Source organism: Polaribacter sp. SA4-10, assembly GCF_002163835.1.
Classification (GTDB): domain Bacteria; phylum Bacteroidota; class Bacteroidia; order Flavobacteriales; family Flavobacteriaceae; genus Polaribacter.
Genome location: NZ_CP019331.1, coordinates 864,854 through 880,581 on the forward strand (window position 1 = coordinate 864,854; position 15,728 = coordinate 880,581).

Genomic DNA, 15,728 nt, shown 5'->3' on the forward strand with positions numbered 1-15,728 from the left:
CTTTCTTTAGCTAATTACGCTACTTATTTTTTAATTTCTAACAACTCTACTTCAAAAATTAAAGCCATATAAGGTTTAATTACTCCAGGTCTTGGTGATGGTCCATACGCTAATTCTTGAGGAATAAAAAATCTGTATTTTGCTCCTTCTTTCATTAAAAGTAAACCTTCATTAAACCCTTTTATAAATTGATTTGCTGTTGAATCATAAGGTTTTTTTCTATCTACAGAACTATCAAAAACAGTCCCATCAGTTAACATACCGTGGTAATGAATTTTTATATTACTGGTTGCTACTGGTTTCTTTCCTTTTCCTTCTTTTAAGATAATATATTGTAAACCACTTTCTGTAGTTACAACACCTTCTTTTGTTTTATTAGCTTCTAAAAAAGCAACTCCTTCTTTTTTATAAACCTCAGATTTCAGTAAATCTTCTTTCTTTTGTAATGCTGCTTTCTTTGTAAAATAATTTTTTATAACATTTTGTATCTCTTTAGATTCTAGTAATAAATTAGTTGAATCTAAACCATTTCTAATAGCTTGTGTTAAAACATCTTTGTTAACATCTTCAAACCCATTTTTTAATTGATCTGACATTGTTAAACCAATTGCATAACTAACAGAATCTATTTCTGATTCTAAAGATTTAACATCTGCTTTTTGATTTGCACATGAAAAAATTGATGCTACAATTGTTATGGCTACTAAACTTTTAATAATTCTCATTTTTTAATTTATTTTATACTTATTAATGTTACTGTACTTTTTATTGATTGATTTATTCCTATTTTATTTCCATCTCCAGAAATACCAAAAGCAGAATAAGAAGGAATGACAAATGTAATAATTTCTCCCACTTTCATCAACTTTATTCCTTTCTGAATTGCAGAAATAAAATCTTCTTTGTCTACTTTATAAATTTTAACACCTAACTCTTCTTTACTATAAATTATAGCATCATTTAAATCTGTAATATTATAGGTGAAACTTACTTCATCTCCTGCTTTAGGAGTTTTTAATTCCTCTTCTATTTTAGTAATATATGTATACCAAAATCCATTTGAAGAAACGGTATAAGCTTTAGTTGAATCTCTTTTTATTAATTGAAGAATTTTTTCGTCCTCCATTTTATTTAACACTTTAGATTCTTCTATTGTTTCAGTTAACAGCGTAGTTGATGGTTTTGGGTTTATTGGTTTTCTAGGTGTTACTTTAGAACAACCAAAACACAAAATAGTAAGAAAAAATAGTATTTTAACTTTCATAAGACAATTCTAATTCTATTTTATATTCAGGTAATAAAGCTTTAAACTTTGTTACTATTTCTTCTATTGAGCCATCAAATTTCCCTCCAGCTGCATTATCATGTCCACCACCTTCAAAATGATTTCTTGCAAATTGATTTACAGAAAATTTTCCTTTTGATCTAAAAGATATTTTTATACTATTCTGATCGTTATCTTCAATAAAAATAGCTGCAAAAATAATTCCTTTTAAAGAAAGTGCATAATTTACAACACCTTCTGTATCTCCTTTTTGAAAATCAAACTTCTTTTTTTCTTCATCTGTTAAAGTGATAAAAGCCGTTTTGTATTCTGGTAAAATTTGTAAGTTACTTAATGCTTGTCCCAACAACAAAAGCCTTCCATAAGAATTAGAATCATAAACGTTATTATGAATTCTATCATTTTCTGCTCCTTTATCAATTAAATCACCAATAATTCTATGTGTTTTACTAGTTGTAGAACGAAAGCGAAAAGAACCTGTATCAGTCATAATTCCTGTATACAAACAAGTAGCAATGTCTTTATCAATTAAATCTAAATCGTTATTCATTTCAATAAATTGATATACCATTTGACACGTAGAACAAATAGTAACATCAGAATACATATATTTTACATCATCTGGTTGTTGATGATGATCTATCATTGCAAAATCATTTGGGTACTTCTCTAATGTCTTTTGCATATCATGACCAACTCTGTGCAATGCATTAAAATCTAACAGAAAAATAATATCAGAAGTATCAATCGCTTTTTTAGATTGTGTGTTTTGCCAATCAAAACGACATGTAGTATCAGAACCTGGCAACCAGTGTAAAAAATCTGGGTATTCATTAGGAACTACAACCGTTGTATTGTGCCCTTTCTTATTAAAATAATGGTACAATGCTAAAGTAGAACCCATAGCATCTCCATCTGGATTTCTATGTCCTATGACAACAATATTTCTTGGTTTTTCTAGAAATGTTTTTAAACTGTCTAATTCCTTTAAAATCATAAGTTGCGAATATACACTTTAATTAAAAAAATTGTGTAATTTCGCGCCGATTTTAAGAAAACTTAAAAAACATTTATAATGGCAACAAATAGAACATTTACAATGCTTAAACCAGATGCTGTAGAAAACGGACATACTGGCGCAATATTAGAAAAAATGAATGCTGCAGGATTTAGAATTGTAGCTTTAAAGAAAACTCAAATGACAAAAACTGATGCTGAAGCTTTTTATGCAGTGCATAATGAGCGTCCGTTTTTTGGAGAATTAGTTGAGTTCATGACAAGAGGACCCGTTGTAGCTGCAATCTTAGAGAAAGAAAATGCAGTAGAAGATTTTAGAACTTTAATTGGTGCTACAAACCCTGCTGATGCTGCTGAAGGAACTATTAGAAAATTATATGCAACTTCTATGGGAGAAAATGCTGTTCATGGTTCTGATTCTGACGAAAATGCAGAAATTGAAGGTAACTTCCATTTTTCTGGTAGAGATAAATTCTAAGAATTTTTAGAAGCTCTTAGTCTAAAATATATTTAGTAAAAACTCGTAACTTAATTGTTTACGAGTTTTTTTTTATAATTTAAAACGATAAAAATAGTAGAGAATTTAGTTTGTTTGTAAAAGAAAAAAACTCAAACTTCCCTAACTACCAAAATAAACATTGAAACGTTCCATATTGATGTTAATATTAGCGCATCCTTAAAACTTACACCAAAATCAATTTAGAAATTACGTTATCTCCAATTTCTTCATTCATCATTTTAATGATTTTTTCTTTTCCGTAACTTAATTCTTCACGTAAAACAGACGATGTAAGGCTAATTATTAACGTTTTATTTTGTAGTTTAACAGAACTTGTATGCGTTGCAACTCCTGGCCCCATCATTTGAGTCCAAGTTTCTTCAATTTTTAATTTCTGCATTCCTTTCGTCAAATTATTTTCTTTGATAAAACTTTGCATTAAATCTTTTACTGAAAAGGAATCGTTTTCTCTTTTTGCCATTGTTATTCGCTTTTAGCTTTTGGCTTTTGGCCATTCGCCAATTATTTGTATTTTTTCTAACTTGTCATCCCGAATCATGCTTTTTGGGCATGATGTGGCAATCTCTTTATTGATTAACACATTACTTCGTCATTCTTCCTCGTAATGCCATTATAATTTAAAAATCTGGTATGGTTTGTTACTCTGTTTTAAAATATTCTCTGTTCTATCATGATGTGTATCTGTTATAAATATTTGTCCAAATTCATCATTATTTACCAAATCTATAATTTGAGACACTCTACCTTCATCTAATTTATCAAAAATATCATCTAACAATAAAATAGGAACTACACTAGATTGTTGTTTAATAAACTCAAACTGAGCAAATTTCAATGCAATTAAATATGATTTCTGCTGCCCTTGAGAGCCAAATTTCTTAATTGGATACTCACCAATTTCAAAACTTAAATCATCTTTATGAATTCCTGACGTTGTATATTGAATAATCTTATCTTTTTCTAATGATTTTTGCAACAATTCTTTTATAGAAAAATCATTTAACTGACTCTTATATACTAAATTAACACTTTCCTTATCATTAGAAATAATTTGATATTTTTCATTAAAAATAGGAATAAACTTCTCTAAAAAAGCTTTCCTAACTTCGTAAATACGCGTACCATATTCGCTTAACTGATCATCATAAACACTTAAGTTTAAGGCGTCAAAAGTTCTATTTGCAGCAAAATATTTTAACAACGCATTTCTTTGACTTAACACCTTATTATACGAAATTAAATCTTGTAAATACCTTTTATCTTGTTGAGAAATTACACCATCTATAAATTTTCTTCTCGTATCACTTCCTTCTGTTACCAAATCTCTATCTGCAGGAGAAATAATAACTAAAGGTAGTTGACCAATATGTTCAGAAAATTTCTCATAACTCTTCCCATTTCTTTTTAATACTTTTTTCTGACCCCGTTTTAAACTACAAACAATTTTCTCGCTTCTATCGCTTAAAAGGTAATCTCCTTCCACCATAAAAAAACCTTCTCCATGCTTAATATTTTGTCCAGCAACCGAATTAAAGTAACTTTTTGCAAAAGACAAGTAATAAATAGCGTCTAAAACATTGGTTTTACCAACACCATTATCTCCAACAAAACAATTAATTTTCTGCTGAAAATCAAAAGATTGCGATGCTATATTCTTAAAATTAACTAAAGATATCTTCTGTAAATACATGAATAAATGATGGCTTTAAAAAGGAATTGCAAATTATTGAAAATTTTGCGAATTATCCGCTTTTAAAATCCAATTAAAAAAACTATTTTTGTCGCCACTAATTTTTAAGGAAATATGGCTACATACAAGAAAAAATATAAACCAGAAGGTAAAAAAGAAGAAAATCAAATTGATGAATCAGAATTTGAAACTGCTGGAGTATTAAACACTTTAGAAGAAACTGCTTCTAGATCTGAACAATGGATAGAGAAAAATAGCAAACCGTTATTTTATTCTCTAATAACTGTTGTTGTTATCTTTTTAGCCTATTTAGGATATAATAAATATGTAGTTGAGCCAAATGAATTAGCTGCTTCTAATGAATTAGCTTTTCCAAGAAATTATTTTGATGAAGCTGCAACTGCTGGTTCTGGTATCGATTCTTTACTTACTTTAAGTTTAGAAGGTGCAGATGGTAATTATGGTTTTTTAGATATTGCAGATTCTTATAGTGGAACTGATGCTGGTAATTTAGCAAACTATTATGCTGGTATTTCATATTTACAAATGAAGCAATATGATAAAGCAATTGAATATTTAAGTAAATTTGATTCTGATGATGAACTATTAGGCCCAACTGCATTAGGTGCAATTGGAGATGCTTTTTCAGATATCGATCAACAGGAAGATGCTTTAAATTATTACGAAAAAGCAGCAAATAAAAAATCAAATGAGTTTACTACTCCTTTATTTTTATACAAAGCGGGTCAAACGGCAATGCATTTAAAAGAATTTGATAAAGCTGAAAAATTATTTACTCAAATTAAAGAGAACTATTCTAAATCTGACCAAGGTAAAGATATAGAGAAGTTTATTGCAGCAGCAAAATACGCTAACTAGTTCTCAGTAAAAAGTTGCAGTTAGCAAATGCTTACTGATTACTCAATACCAAATATTGAAATAAAAATGGCAACAACTAATTTGTCTTATTACGATACAGCTACAATCCCAAATGCGAAATCTTTTCGATTTGGGATTGTTGTTTCTGAATGGAATCCAGAAATTACAAAAAACTTACAAAAAGGTGCAATTGAAGCTTTAATTGATTGTGGTGCAAAAAAAGAGAACATTATTTCTTGGGATGTTCCAGGGAGTTTTGAACTTGTCTTTGGTTGCAAAAAAATGATTGAATCTCAACAAGTTGATGCAATAATTGCCATAGGAAACGTAATTCAAGGAGAAACAAAACATTTCGACTTTGTTTGCGAAGGAGTAACACAAGGAATTGTAGATTTAAATATTAAATACAATGTTCCTGTTATTTTTTGTGTCCTTACAGACAATACAAAACAACAATCTTTAGATAGATCTGGTGGTAAACTGGGTAATAAAGGGATTGAATGTGCTGTTGCTGCTGTAAAAATGGCTGCTATAAAAAATATAGACAACAAAAGTGAAAGTATTGGTTTTTAAATAAAAACACTTTTAGAAAATTAAGAATACTTTTAACTTCATTTTTCGAGGAATTACTTTTAATTCTGTAAATTTGAAATACTATAAAATTGGTATCATATTTGATTTTATTTAAATCAATATTCATCAATTATTTCTAAAACTATGGGATTTTTAAAACGCACACATAACAAATTTGACTACCAACCTCGTTATTATAAAGGAGAAGGAAGTCCTTATAAAATAGAGCATAAACTAGATCAGTTTAGAAAAACTGCTGGTAAAAACAAAGGTATTAAAGGGAAATTCGGTGATGCTATTGATGATTTAAAAAACTCAGATAAAAGCGTTAATAAAACACTCTTAATCATCATTGCAGTCTTAGTCTTCATCTTTTTGTACATCATAGATTTCGATTTATCTATATTTAAAAGGAATTAATGTCTGATATTATTCAACTTTTACCAGATCATGTTGCGAATCAAATTGCTGCAGGAGAAGTCGTTCAGCGCCCAGCTTCTGTTGTAAAAGAATTATTAGAAAACGCTATTGATGCTGGAGCAACTAATATAAAATTACTTTTAAAAGACGCAGGAAAAACGTTAATTCAAGTAATTGATGACGGAAAAGGCATGAGTACAACAGACTCAAGAATGTGTTTTGAGCGTCATGCAACTTCAAAAATAAAAAAAGCAGAAGATTTATTTAACTTAAATACCAAAGGCTTTCGTGGTGAAGCTTTAGCTTCTATTGCTGCAATTGCGCATGTAGAGTTAAAAACAAAACAAGAAAACGAGGAACTTGGTGCACAATTAAAAATTGAAGGAAGTAAAATTATTTCTCAAGATTTTATTTCTACAGGAAAAGGAACAAGCTTGTCTGTAAAAAATCTGTTTTACAATATTCCTGCAAGAAGAAATTTTTTAAAATCAGATACTATAGAAACGCGTCATATTATTGATGAATTTCAACGAGTAGCTTTAGCACACTCAAATATTTCTTTTTTATTACATCATAATAACAATGAAGTTTATCATTTAAAAAGTAGTAATTTAAGAAAACGAATTGTTGCTATTTTTGGTACTAAAATGAATGAAAAATTAGTTCCAATACAAGAACAAACAGATATTTTAACTATTGAAGGTTTTGTTGCAAAACCAGAGTTCTCTAAAAGAAAACGTGGGGAACAATTCTTTTTTGTAAATGATCGTTTTATAAAAAGTTCGTATTTAAATCATGCTGTTGTAAATGCTTTTGATGGGTTGTTAGAACAAGGTTCTCATCCCTCCTATTTTTTGTATTTAAAAGTCCCTGCAAACACAATTGATATAAATATTCATCCAACAAAAACAGAGATAAAGTTTGATAATGAAAAGGCATTGTACGCAATGTTGCGCGCAACTGTTAAACATAGTTTAGGGCAATATAATGTTGCGCCTCTTTTAGATTTTAATAGAGATGCTAACCTAGATACTTCTTATCATTTAAACACAAATAGAAAATCTACAAAAACACCACAAATTTCTGTTGATCCAGATTTTAATCCGTTTAAAGAATTAGAACAAAAAGAAATTACTTTTCCATACAGAAGAGAAAAACAAACAGAAAGTTGGGAATCGTTATATACTTCTGTTGCCATTACGGATGAGCAAAAACAAGAAGAATTATTTGAAAATCAACAAGAAATAAAAACACAGAAGACATTTCAAATTCAAAGAAAATACTTGTTAAGTTCTATAAAATCTGGAGTCGTTTTAATCAATCAATCTTTGGCGCATCAACGTATTTTATATGAACAATTTTTAGAAAGTATAACCGTTAAAGAAGCTAATAGTCAGCAATTATTATTTCCCGTAAAAATTTCTTTTTCATCAGCAGAAATAGAAATGATTTATACAATTAAAACAGAATTAGAAAATGCTGGTTTTTCTTTTGATGAATTTACCAAAGACAGTGTTATTATAAAAGGAATACCGGTTTCTGTAACAGAAAGTAAAATTACCATTATTTTAGAAGAATTATTAAACGATATTAATTTAGAAGTGCCAGATGCAAGTTTTAGTCATTTTGATGTAATGGCAAAATCATTTGCAAGAACTTTATCCATAAAAACAGGAACGCTACTTTCTGAAAAAGAACAAGAAAGTTTAGTAAATAATTTGTTCTCTTGCAAAGAGCCAACAGTTTCACCTTTTGGTAAAGCTACTTTTAAAACACTAACATTAAACGAAATAGATTCATTATTTAATAGCTAGAAATGAATAAACTTACAGATGCAATAAAGCACTTAATAATCATAAATGTAATTTTATTTGTTGTTCCACAACTTTTAAAATTAGATCTTACTAATATTTTAGCATTACATTTTCCTCAAAATGAACATTTTGGTTTTTGGCAATATATTACCCACATGTTTATGCATGGTAGTTTTGCACATATACTTTTTAACATGTATGGTTTATGGGCATTTGGAACACCATTGGAACAAATGTGGGGAAAAAAGAAGTTTATTTTCTTTTATTTTTCTGCAGGATTAGGAGCTGGGTTAATTTATACTTTGGTTAATTATTATCAATTTAACGGTTTATATGAACAACTGATTAATGCTGGAATAACAGATGGTGAACTTACTCGAATTTTTGACTTTTCTGGAAGTACTACATCAGAATTTATTGAAAAAGCGAATAACGTATTATCTACAAATAATAGCTTAAATGTTTATCCTGGTTTGGGAGACGATTTAATACAAGCTAGCAATTATTATGATACAAAAGCAGTGGGTGCTTCTGGTGCTGTTTATGGAGTTTTAGTAGCCTTTGGAATCTATTTTAAAGATGCAAAACTAGCATTGATCTTTTTACCTATACCTATCGCTGCAAAATACTTTATTCCAATAATTATTGCTTTTGATTTATTCTTTGGAATGACAAAATATTCTGTTGGAAACATAGCACATTTTGCGCATGTTGGTGGGGCTTTAATTGGTTTTTTAATTGCTTGGTATTGGAAAAAAACAGATAATAAACGTTGGAATTAATAATAAAATGAGTTTTATAGAAGACATAAAATCGCGCTTTAAAAAAGGCACTATTGTAGAAAAGCTAATTTACATTAATCTTGCTGTGTTTGCCGCTACACTGCTTTTTAGTGTTTTTCAAGGTTTGTATAAAGGAGAAATAAATTGGCTTATAAATTGGTTTTCTTTAGATGCAGAATATGCAGTTTTTTTTACAAAACCATGGACCATTATTTCTTACGGGTTTTTACATGACGGATTTTTACACGTCTTATTTAACCTAATTACATTGTACTTTATTGGTAATTTATTTATTGAATATTTCACTCAAAAACAATTACTTACATTTTACTTATTAGGTACTTTCTTTGGTGGAATTTTGTATTTATTAAGTCAAAATTATTTTCCTTTATTTGAAGGTAAATCATCTGTATTAGTTGGTGCTTCCGCAGGAATTTCAGGAATATTTATTGGAATAGCAACCTACATACCTAATTATCAACTAAACATACGCTTTATTGGTTTTGTAAAATTATGGCATTTGGCAGCAATTTGGATATTATTAGATGTTTTAGGAATTGCAGGAAATAATGCTGGTGGCCATTTTGCTCATTTAGGAGGAAGTGTTTTTGGCTATTTATATGTAAATCAATCTAGTAATAAAGGATTAAACTTGTTTAGCAAAATTTCATCATTATTTAAAACGAAAAGAAAGCCTTTAAAAACAGTTTACAAGTCGCCAAAGAAGAAGCAAAGCACAAAACACACTTCTATAAATCAACAACAAATAGACGTTATTTTAGATAAAATAAGTAAATCTGGTTACGATACATTAACCAAATCAGAAAAAGATTTTTTGTTTAAACAAGGAAAATAAATATGAAGAATTTATCTTTTGTTGACAAGATTTTATACTTAGTAAATTCGCTTTTAGCAACAGTGTTGTTACTTTCTTATTTCCTGCCTTTTGTATCTCCAAATACAATTCCTATTTTTGCTGTTTTAAGCCTTTTTGTGCCGTTTTTAATTATTTTAAATCTTCTTTTTGTTATTTATTGGTTAATTACACTAAAAAAACAGTTTTTTCTCTCCATTATTATTTTAGTTATTGGTTGGTTCTTTTTACCTCCCTTCTACAAAATGTCTGGTAAAAATTCGTCTTTAAACAATGATTTAAAAGTGATGAGTTATAACGTAAAAACATTCGATTTATTCGACAATAAAAAAGATACCTTAGAAAAAAATGGTTTTGCTTTTATTAAGTATCAGAATCCTGATGTTTTAGTACTACAAGAGTTTTATCAAAAAAAGAAAATAAATCTTACATTTCCTTACAAATATATTAAAACTAAAAATGCTAAAAGTAAATTCGGATTGGCAATTTATTCGAAATTTAAAATTATAAATTCCGGATCTTTCAATTTTAAAGAAACCGCTAATAACATTATATTTGTCGATATTGTAAAGCAAAAAGATACGATTAGGCTTTATAATTTGCATTTACAGTCTTTAAAAATAAGGCCAAATGAAGAAAATTTTGGACAAGAAAATTCAGAAAAATTATTAAAAAGAGTGACCAATTCATTTCAAAAACAAGGATCTCAAACTGCTAAATTTTTAGAGCACGAACAACAATGGAAAGGGAAAAAAGTTGTTTGTGGTGATTTTAATAATACTGCATATTCTTGGGTCTACAATAAAATTTCTAAGGACAAGAAAGATGCTTTTATTGAAGCTGGAAAAGGTTTTGGAAAAACATTTGAATATAAATTTCCTTTGAGAATAGATTTTATTTTAACAGACACTAATGCTATTATAAATCAGTTTTCTACATTCTCAGAAAAATTTTCTGACCACTACGCTGTTCAAGCCAAAATTAATTGGTAAAATCATTACCTTCACATTAAAATTATAGAAAATGAATCACTTTGATGTTGCAATAATTGGTAGTGGACCTTCAGGAGCATCTACAGCTTTTTACTTAGGTAAACAGGGAATTTCTACTGTTATCATAGAAAAAGAGACCTTACCAAGATATAAAACATGTGGTGGTGGTTTTGTTAATAGAGGAAGAAAGAACATGCCTTTTGAAATTGACAACGTAATTGAACGTGAATTTTTTGCTGTAAATAGTTACTTTAATAATAATAAAATTCAGTATCAATCTACTAAAAAAAAGCCTATCATAACAATGATTATGAGAGACGCTTTTGATAATTTAATTGTTGAAAAAGCAAAAGAATTTGGCGTCACTTTATTAGAAAATCATACGCTAAAAAGTATTGATTTTAAAAATGAAAAATCTATTTTAAAAACCTCTCAAGGAGATATTTCTGCAAATTTTATTATTGCAGCTGATGGTGTTTTAAGTCCGACAGCAAAAATGGCAGGTTGGAAAGAAGATACACGTAAATTAATACCCGCTTTAGAATATGAAGTAGAAGTTTCTGAAGAAGATTTTAAACGTTTATCTAAAACTGTTCGTTTTGATATTGATGCTGTTCCTTATGGTTATGCATGGAGTTTTCCTAAGAAAAATCATTTATCTTTAGGAGTGTTAACTACAAAAAAAGGAAAAATTAACCTTAAAGATTATTACAAAAAGTATTTACAAACACTTGGTATTAAAAACATTATAAAGGAAGATGCACATGGGTTTCAAATTCCGATTGCACCAAGAACTGATGGATTTGTAAAAAATAATGTATTTTTAATTGGTGATGCTGCTGGTTTTGCAGAACCAGTTACTGCAGAAGGAATATCTAATGCTATTTTAAGCGGAAAATATGTAGCTGAAGCAATTATAGAAAGTAGTTTAAATAAAGAATTAGCAAAAAAAAAATATTTAGAAAAGTTGAATATTAAATTATTACCAGAATTAAAATCTGGTGCTACTTTGTCTAAATTCTTTTATCATAATAATCCTATTAGAAACTTTATACTAAAAAAATATGGCCAACATTTTAGTGATGTTATGGTTGATATTTTACATGGAGATAGACCTTTTCCTACAAATGTTTCAGAGAAATTAAATGCAAAAATTAAAGAGAAACTTTTTTAGTTTATTTTTCAAACCCATATTCACTTTCAACTTTACAAATTCGTAATTGGTATTTTTTATACCATTTTTCTCTTCCTAGATTTCTGGCTTCTGTGTGCTCTATATTGTTTTTCCATAAAACAATATCATCTAGAGTTTGCCAGTAAGAAACTGTAATTCCTATTTTATTTCTTGCAGACTCAATTCCTAAATATCCTTTTTGCTCTTTAGCCAGTTCTTCCATTCTTTCTGCTGTTTCTAAATACCCATCTAAATCTTCTGATACAATTGTAGAAAAAATTACAGCGTAATATGGTGTTGTTAATTTATCTATTATCATAAAATTAATTCGTATTTTGTTTCTGGCAATTTAATATCATCACTAATAAAATGGTTGACTACTCTAAAATTAAAAGTTTTTAAAATTTTAACTGAAGCAATATTTTTATCAACAACATATCCTATTATTTTAGGCATTCCTAATTGTTTACAATACAAAATTACCCCCTCACAGATCTCTGTTCCAAAACCATTTCCCCAATATTTTTGTAGAAATCGGTACCCTATTTCATCATCTTCTCCATCTTTTACGAATGCCACAGTACCAACAAAATTCCTGTCAGATTTCCTTTCAATAGCATAAATCCAAAAATCATTATTCTCTAAATCATATTTAGCAGTCAATTTATTAAGTTCTATTTTATTTTCATCCAAAGTTTTCACCTCTCCTGTTGCATATTTCAAGACTAAGCGATTACTTTCAAGCTCATGAAAAGCAAGTAAATCTTCTAAAATTAGTTTTCTAACAATTAGTTTTTCAGTTTCAAAAATCATGAATAATATCGTATTTTCGCACTCCTTAAACTGTCTAAGACAGCTTTTGTAAATATACTATAAGAACTTTAAAAAATTATTTATTCATTTAAAGTTTCTATTTTTAGGTTAAAAAACAGGAAAAATGAACACAGATAAAAAAGTAGCATTTTACACTTTAGGATGTAAATTAAATTTCTCTGAAACTTCTACCATTGCTCGTAATTTTGTAAGCGAAGGTTTTAATAGGGTTGAATTTGAAGAGAAAGCAGATATCTATGTAATAAATACTTGCTCTGTTACAGATAATGCTGATAAACGTTTTAAATCGATTGTAAAATCTGCTTTAAAGAAAAACGACGAAGCTTTTTTAATTGCTGTTGGTTGTTATGCACAATTAAAGCCAGAAGAATTAGCTGCTGTAGATGGTGTTGACTTAGTTTTAGGAGCAACAGAAAAATTTAATGTTACCAGTTATATAAATGACTTAACCAAAAATAACATTGGTGAAGTCCATTCTTGTGAAATATCTGAAGCCGATTTTTATGTAGGTTCTTATTCTATTGGAGATAGAACTCGTGCTTTTTTAAAAGTACAAGATGGTTGCGATTATAAATGTACTTATTGTACAATTCCTTTGGCTAGAGGAATCTCTAGAAGTGATACCGTAGAAAATGTACTTAAAAATGCGAAAGAAATATCAGAAAAAGGGATTAAAGAAATTGTTTTAACGGGTGTAAATATTGGGGATTATGGAAAAGGTGAATTTGGTAACAAAAAACACGAGCATACTTTTTTAGAATTGGTTAAAGAACTAGATAAAGTTGAAGGAATTCATCGTTTAAGAATATCTTCTATAGAGCCTAATCTTTTAGAAGATGAAACGATAGCGTTTGTTTCAAAATCAAACACTTTTGTTCCGCATTTTCATATTCCTTTACAAAGTGGTAGCGACGAATTATTGAAAAAGATGAAACGTCGTTATATGAAAAGCACTTATACAAATAGAGTTTCTAGAATAAAAGAAATGATGCCAAATGCATGTATTGGTGTTGATGTTATTGTTGGTTTCCCTGGAGAAACTGATGAATTATTTTTAGAAACTTACAATTATCTAAATGATTTAGATATTTCTTACTTACATGTTTTTACATATTCTGAAAGACCAAATACAGAGGCTGTAGAAATAGATGGCGTTATCGCAAAAAAAGTGAGAGCAAAACGAAGTAAAATGTTGCGTGGTTTATCTGCAAAAAAGCGTAGATCTTTTTATGAAAGCCAACTAGGAAATACATTAAATGTCTTATTTGAAAGTGAAAATAAAGAAGGTTATATAAACGGGTTTACAGAGAATTATGTAAAAGTTAAATCTCCTTGGAACCCAGAATTAATAAATACAATACACAAAATTGCACTAACAAACATTGATGAAGATGGTTTGGTACGATTTGATTTTATTGAAGATGTTGTAACTTTATAAAAAATATGAAACTTTTTCTATTATTCTTTTTTGTTTTGGCTTTAAGCTGTAATCTACCAAAGCAAAAAATTGAAAAACAACTTCAAGAAAAAGAAGTCAAAAAAGAAATTATTAAAGAAGTAAAAAAATTGTATCAAGAACTTTTTATTGTACTTAAAAACCCTAAAAATGTTATAGATGCAAAATCTTTAATTGAAAATAGTGGTTTAATTTGGAACGAATTAGTTATTAATGACCAATACTTTAAAGCTGCCACAATAAATGTACCTATAGATAAAGAAGATTTTTGGTTACAGAGACTAAAAGAATCAAATGTTTTTTCAACTGTAGAAATAAGCTCAAATGAAGCTTTAGAAAAGGCAAAATATTTAATAGAAAATACTTTAGTTAAATTAAGAAAAACGCATTGTTATCGAAATTGCTCAGTGTATGATATTACTTTTTTTAAAGACGGAAAAGTAATTTTTAATGGTATTGAAAATGTGCCAACAAAAGGAAAACACGAATTCACTTTAACAGAAAAGCAATTGAAAAAAGTTGAGCGACTGTTTTCTCAAACATCATTCAATACCTATTCCGATGCATTTATAGACAAAACTATTGCAGATCTTCCAAGTACATTTATTACCTATAAAAAGAAGCAGGTAGAAATAAAAATTTGGAAAAATGTGCCAGATGAATTAATTTATGCATATAAATATTTAGAAGAAATTTTAATAAAAAAAGAATTGATTCTATAATGACAAAAATCGCTATTTATTTTATCCCTGGTTTAGCTGCTGGACCAGAAATTTTTAAAAACTTAAAATTATCTGAAGAAAAGTATGAATTGCATTATCTTTCTTGGAAAAGTCCTTTAGCTTTAGAAGAAGATATTACTAATTATGCGATGAGAATGAGCAGTGATGTTAAAGCAGAAAAACCTGTTTTAGTTGGTGTATCTTTTGGCGGAATTATGGTACAAGAAATGAGTAAGTTCTTAGATACAAAAAAAATTATTATCATATCTAGTGTTAAGACTAGTAAAGAGTTGCCTAAAAGATTTAAAATGGCAAAATTTACTAAAATTTATAAATTTTTTCCGACTAAAATTATTACTAATTTTGAAGAGTATGCACAATATTTCTTAGGAAAATCTCTTAAAAAAAAATCAGAAACCTATAAAAAATACCTTTATGTTAGAGGTGAAACATATCTAAATTGGTCTATTTACAATGTTTTAAAATGGGAACAAAAAAAATCATTGGAAGAAATTATCCATATTCATGGAACAAAAGACACTGTTTTTCCAATAAAAAACATTAATAAATCAATAGAAGTAAAAGGAGGAACACATATTATGATTCTTACAAAGGCTAAAAAGATATCAAAAATTATTGATGACGTTTTAACTTTTTAAAACCAGTCTATTTCCATACTTTTATACTATAAAATTG

The 15,728-nt window shown here is 28.4% G+C and carries 19 protein-coding genes; 12 read left to right on the forward strand and 7 right to left on the reverse strand.

Features of this window, described 5'->3' with window-relative positions; genetic code table 11:
- Nucleotides 1–23: 23 nt before the first annotated feature.
- Genes BTO04_RS03930 through BTO04_RS03940 form a run of 3 tightly spaced genes read right to left on the reverse strand, consistent with a single transcriptional unit; the run spans nucleotide 24 to nucleotide 2,282 of the window.
- Nucleotides 24–725: an FKBP-type peptidyl-prolyl cis-trans isomerase gene (locus BTO04_RS03930; protein WP_087563256.1), complete on the reverse strand. Its 702-nt coding sequence runs from the start codon at nucleotides 723–725 to the stop codon at nucleotides 24–26.
- Between the two features lie 8 nt (nucleotides 726–733).
- Complete coding sequence (gene gldI, locus BTO04_RS03935) at nucleotides 734–1,264, reverse strand: gliding motility-associated peptidyl-prolyl isomerase GldI (protein WP_087563257.1); 531 nt, start codon at nucleotides 1,262–1,264, stop codon at nucleotides 734–736.
- The gene (locus BTO04_RS03940; protein ID WP_087563258.1) at nucleotides 1,254–2,282 is read right to left on the reverse strand and encodes a bifunctional oligoribonuclease/PAP phosphatase NrnA; all 1,029 of its coding nucleotides are present in this window, start codon (nucleotides 2,280–2,282) and stop codon (nucleotides 1,254–1,256) included. The genes gldI and BTO04_RS03940 overlap by 11 nt, the downstream gene beginning before the upstream one ends.
- Before the next feature lie 78 nt (nucleotides 2,283–2,360).
- Here BTO04_RS03940 and BTO04_RS03945 point away from each other — a divergent pair, with 78 nt between their 5' ends.
- Entirely contained in the window at nucleotides 2,361–2,780 is a 420-nt protein-coding gene (locus tag BTO04_RS03945) for a nucleoside-diphosphate kinase (RefSeq protein ID WP_087563259.1), read from the forward strand.
- Between the two features lie 205 nt (nucleotides 2,781–2,985).
- Here the strand turns inward: BTO04_RS03945 and BTO04_RS03950 are convergent, their stop codons facing one another.
- Nucleotides 2,986–3,282: a DUF721 domain-containing protein gene (locus tag BTO04_RS03950; RefSeq protein WP_087563260.1), complete on the reverse strand. Its 297-nt coding sequence runs from the start codon at nucleotides 3,280–3,282 to the stop codon at nucleotides 2,986–2,988.
- Nucleotides 3,283–3,432: 150 nt separating this feature from the next.
- Complete coding sequence (locus BTO04_RS03955; RefSeq protein ID WP_087563261.1) at nucleotides 3,433–4,512, reverse strand: DNA replication/repair protein RecF; 1,080 nt, start codon at nucleotides 4,510–4,512, stop codon at nucleotides 3,433–3,435.
- Between the two features lie 114 nt (nucleotides 4,513–4,626).
- Between BTO04_RS03955 and BTO04_RS03960 the strand changes: the two genes are divergently transcribed.
- The 8 genes from BTO04_RS03960 to BTO04_RS03995 all read left to right on the forward strand — a co-directional run bounded on the left by BTO04_RS03960 (nucleotide 4,627) and on the right by BTO04_RS03995 (nucleotide 12,020).
- Nucleotides 4,627–5,391 (forward strand): tetratricopeptide repeat protein, encoded by a 765-nt coding sequence (locus BTO04_RS03960; protein ID WP_087563262.1) that lies wholly within the window; start codon nucleotides 4,627–4,629, stop codon nucleotides 5,389–5,391.
- A 66-nt stretch (nucleotides 5,392–5,457) separates the two neighbouring features.
- A complete protein-coding gene (gene ribH / locus BTO04_RS03965; protein ID WP_087565326.1) occupies nucleotides 5,458–5,964 on the forward strand; it encodes a 6,7-dimethyl-8-ribityllumazine synthase in 507 nt (168 codons plus the stop codon).
- Nucleotides 5,965–6,108: 144 nt separating this feature from the next.
- Nucleotides 6,109–6,384, forward strand: coding sequence for a riboflavin synthase subunit beta (locus BTO04_RS03970; protein WP_087563263.1), 276 nt, complete (start codon nucleotides 6,109–6,111; stop codon nucleotides 6,382–6,384).
- Nucleotides 6,384–8,198: a DNA mismatch repair endonuclease MutL gene (gene mutL, locus BTO04_RS03975; protein WP_087563264.1), complete on the forward strand. Its 1,815-nt coding sequence runs from the start codon at nucleotides 6,384–6,386 to the stop codon at nucleotides 8,196–8,198. The genes BTO04_RS03970 and mutL overlap by 1 nt, the downstream gene beginning before the upstream one ends.
- A 2-nt stretch (nucleotides 8,199–8,200) precedes the next feature.
- Nucleotides 8,201–8,980, forward strand: coding sequence for a rhomboid family intramembrane serine protease (locus tag BTO04_RS03980; protein ID WP_087563265.1), 780 nt, complete (start codon nucleotides 8,201–8,203; stop codon nucleotides 8,978–8,980).
- A 7-nt stretch (nucleotides 8,981–8,987) separates the two neighbouring features.
- The gene (locus tag BTO04_RS03985) at nucleotides 8,988–9,836 is read left to right on the forward strand and encodes a rhomboid family intramembrane serine protease (protein ID WP_087565327.1); all 849 of its coding nucleotides are present in this window, start codon (nucleotides 8,988–8,990) and stop codon (nucleotides 9,834–9,836) included.
- Between the two features lie 2 nt (nucleotides 9,837–9,838).
- On the forward strand, nucleotides 9,839–10,846 hold the full coding sequence (locus tag BTO04_RS03990; protein ID WP_087563266.1) for an endonuclease/exonuclease/phosphatase family protein: 1,008 nt from the start codon (nucleotides 9,839–9,841) through the stop codon (nucleotides 10,844–10,846).
- Between the two features lie 31 nt (nucleotides 10,847–10,877).
- Nucleotides 10,878–12,020: a geranylgeranyl reductase family protein gene (locus BTO04_RS03995; protein ID WP_087563267.1), complete on the forward strand. Its 1,143-nt coding sequence runs from the start codon at nucleotides 10,878–10,880 to the stop codon at nucleotides 12,018–12,020.
- 1 nt (nucleotide 12,021) lies between these two features.
- Here BTO04_RS03995 and BTO04_RS04000 read toward each other — a convergent pair whose 3' ends face one another.
- Together BTO04_RS04000 and BTO04_RS04005 are read right to left on the reverse strand one after the other, a co-directional pair.
- A complete protein-coding gene (locus BTO04_RS04000; RefSeq protein ID WP_087563268.1) occupies nucleotides 12,022–12,339 on the reverse strand; it encodes an antibiotic biosynthesis monooxygenase in 318 nt (105 codons plus the stop codon).
- Complete coding sequence (locus BTO04_RS04005; protein WP_087563269.1) at nucleotides 12,336–12,833, reverse strand: GNAT family N-acetyltransferase; 498 nt, start codon at nucleotides 12,831–12,833, stop codon at nucleotides 12,336–12,338. Before BTO04_RS04005 ends, BTO04_RS04000 begins: the two co-directional genes overlap by 4 nt.
- Nucleotides 12,834–12,957: 124 nt before the next feature.
- On the opposite strand from BTO04_RS04005, the gene mtaB reads away from it, so the two are divergent.
- The 3 genes from mtaB to BTO04_RS04020 are packed head-to-tail and all read left to right on the forward strand — an operon-like array spanning nucleotide 12,958 to nucleotide 15,691.
- Entirely contained in the window at nucleotides 12,958–14,292 is a 1,335-nt protein-coding gene (gene mtaB / locus BTO04_RS04010) for a tRNA (N(6)-L-threonylcarbamoyladenosine(37)-C(2))-methylthiotransferase MtaB (RefSeq protein WP_087563270.1), read from the forward strand.
- A gap of 5 nt (nucleotides 14,293–14,297) precedes the next feature.
- Complete coding sequence (locus BTO04_RS04015) at nucleotides 14,298–15,032, forward strand: DUF6438 domain-containing protein (protein ID WP_087563271.1); 735 nt, start codon at nucleotides 14,298–14,300, stop codon at nucleotides 15,030–15,032.
- Entirely contained in the window at nucleotides 15,032–15,691 is a 660-nt protein-coding gene (locus BTO04_RS04020; protein WP_087563272.1) for an alpha/beta hydrolase, read from the forward strand. The genes BTO04_RS04015 and BTO04_RS04020 overlap by 1 nt, the downstream gene beginning before the upstream one ends.
- Nucleotides 15,692–15,728: the final 37 nt, after the last annotated feature.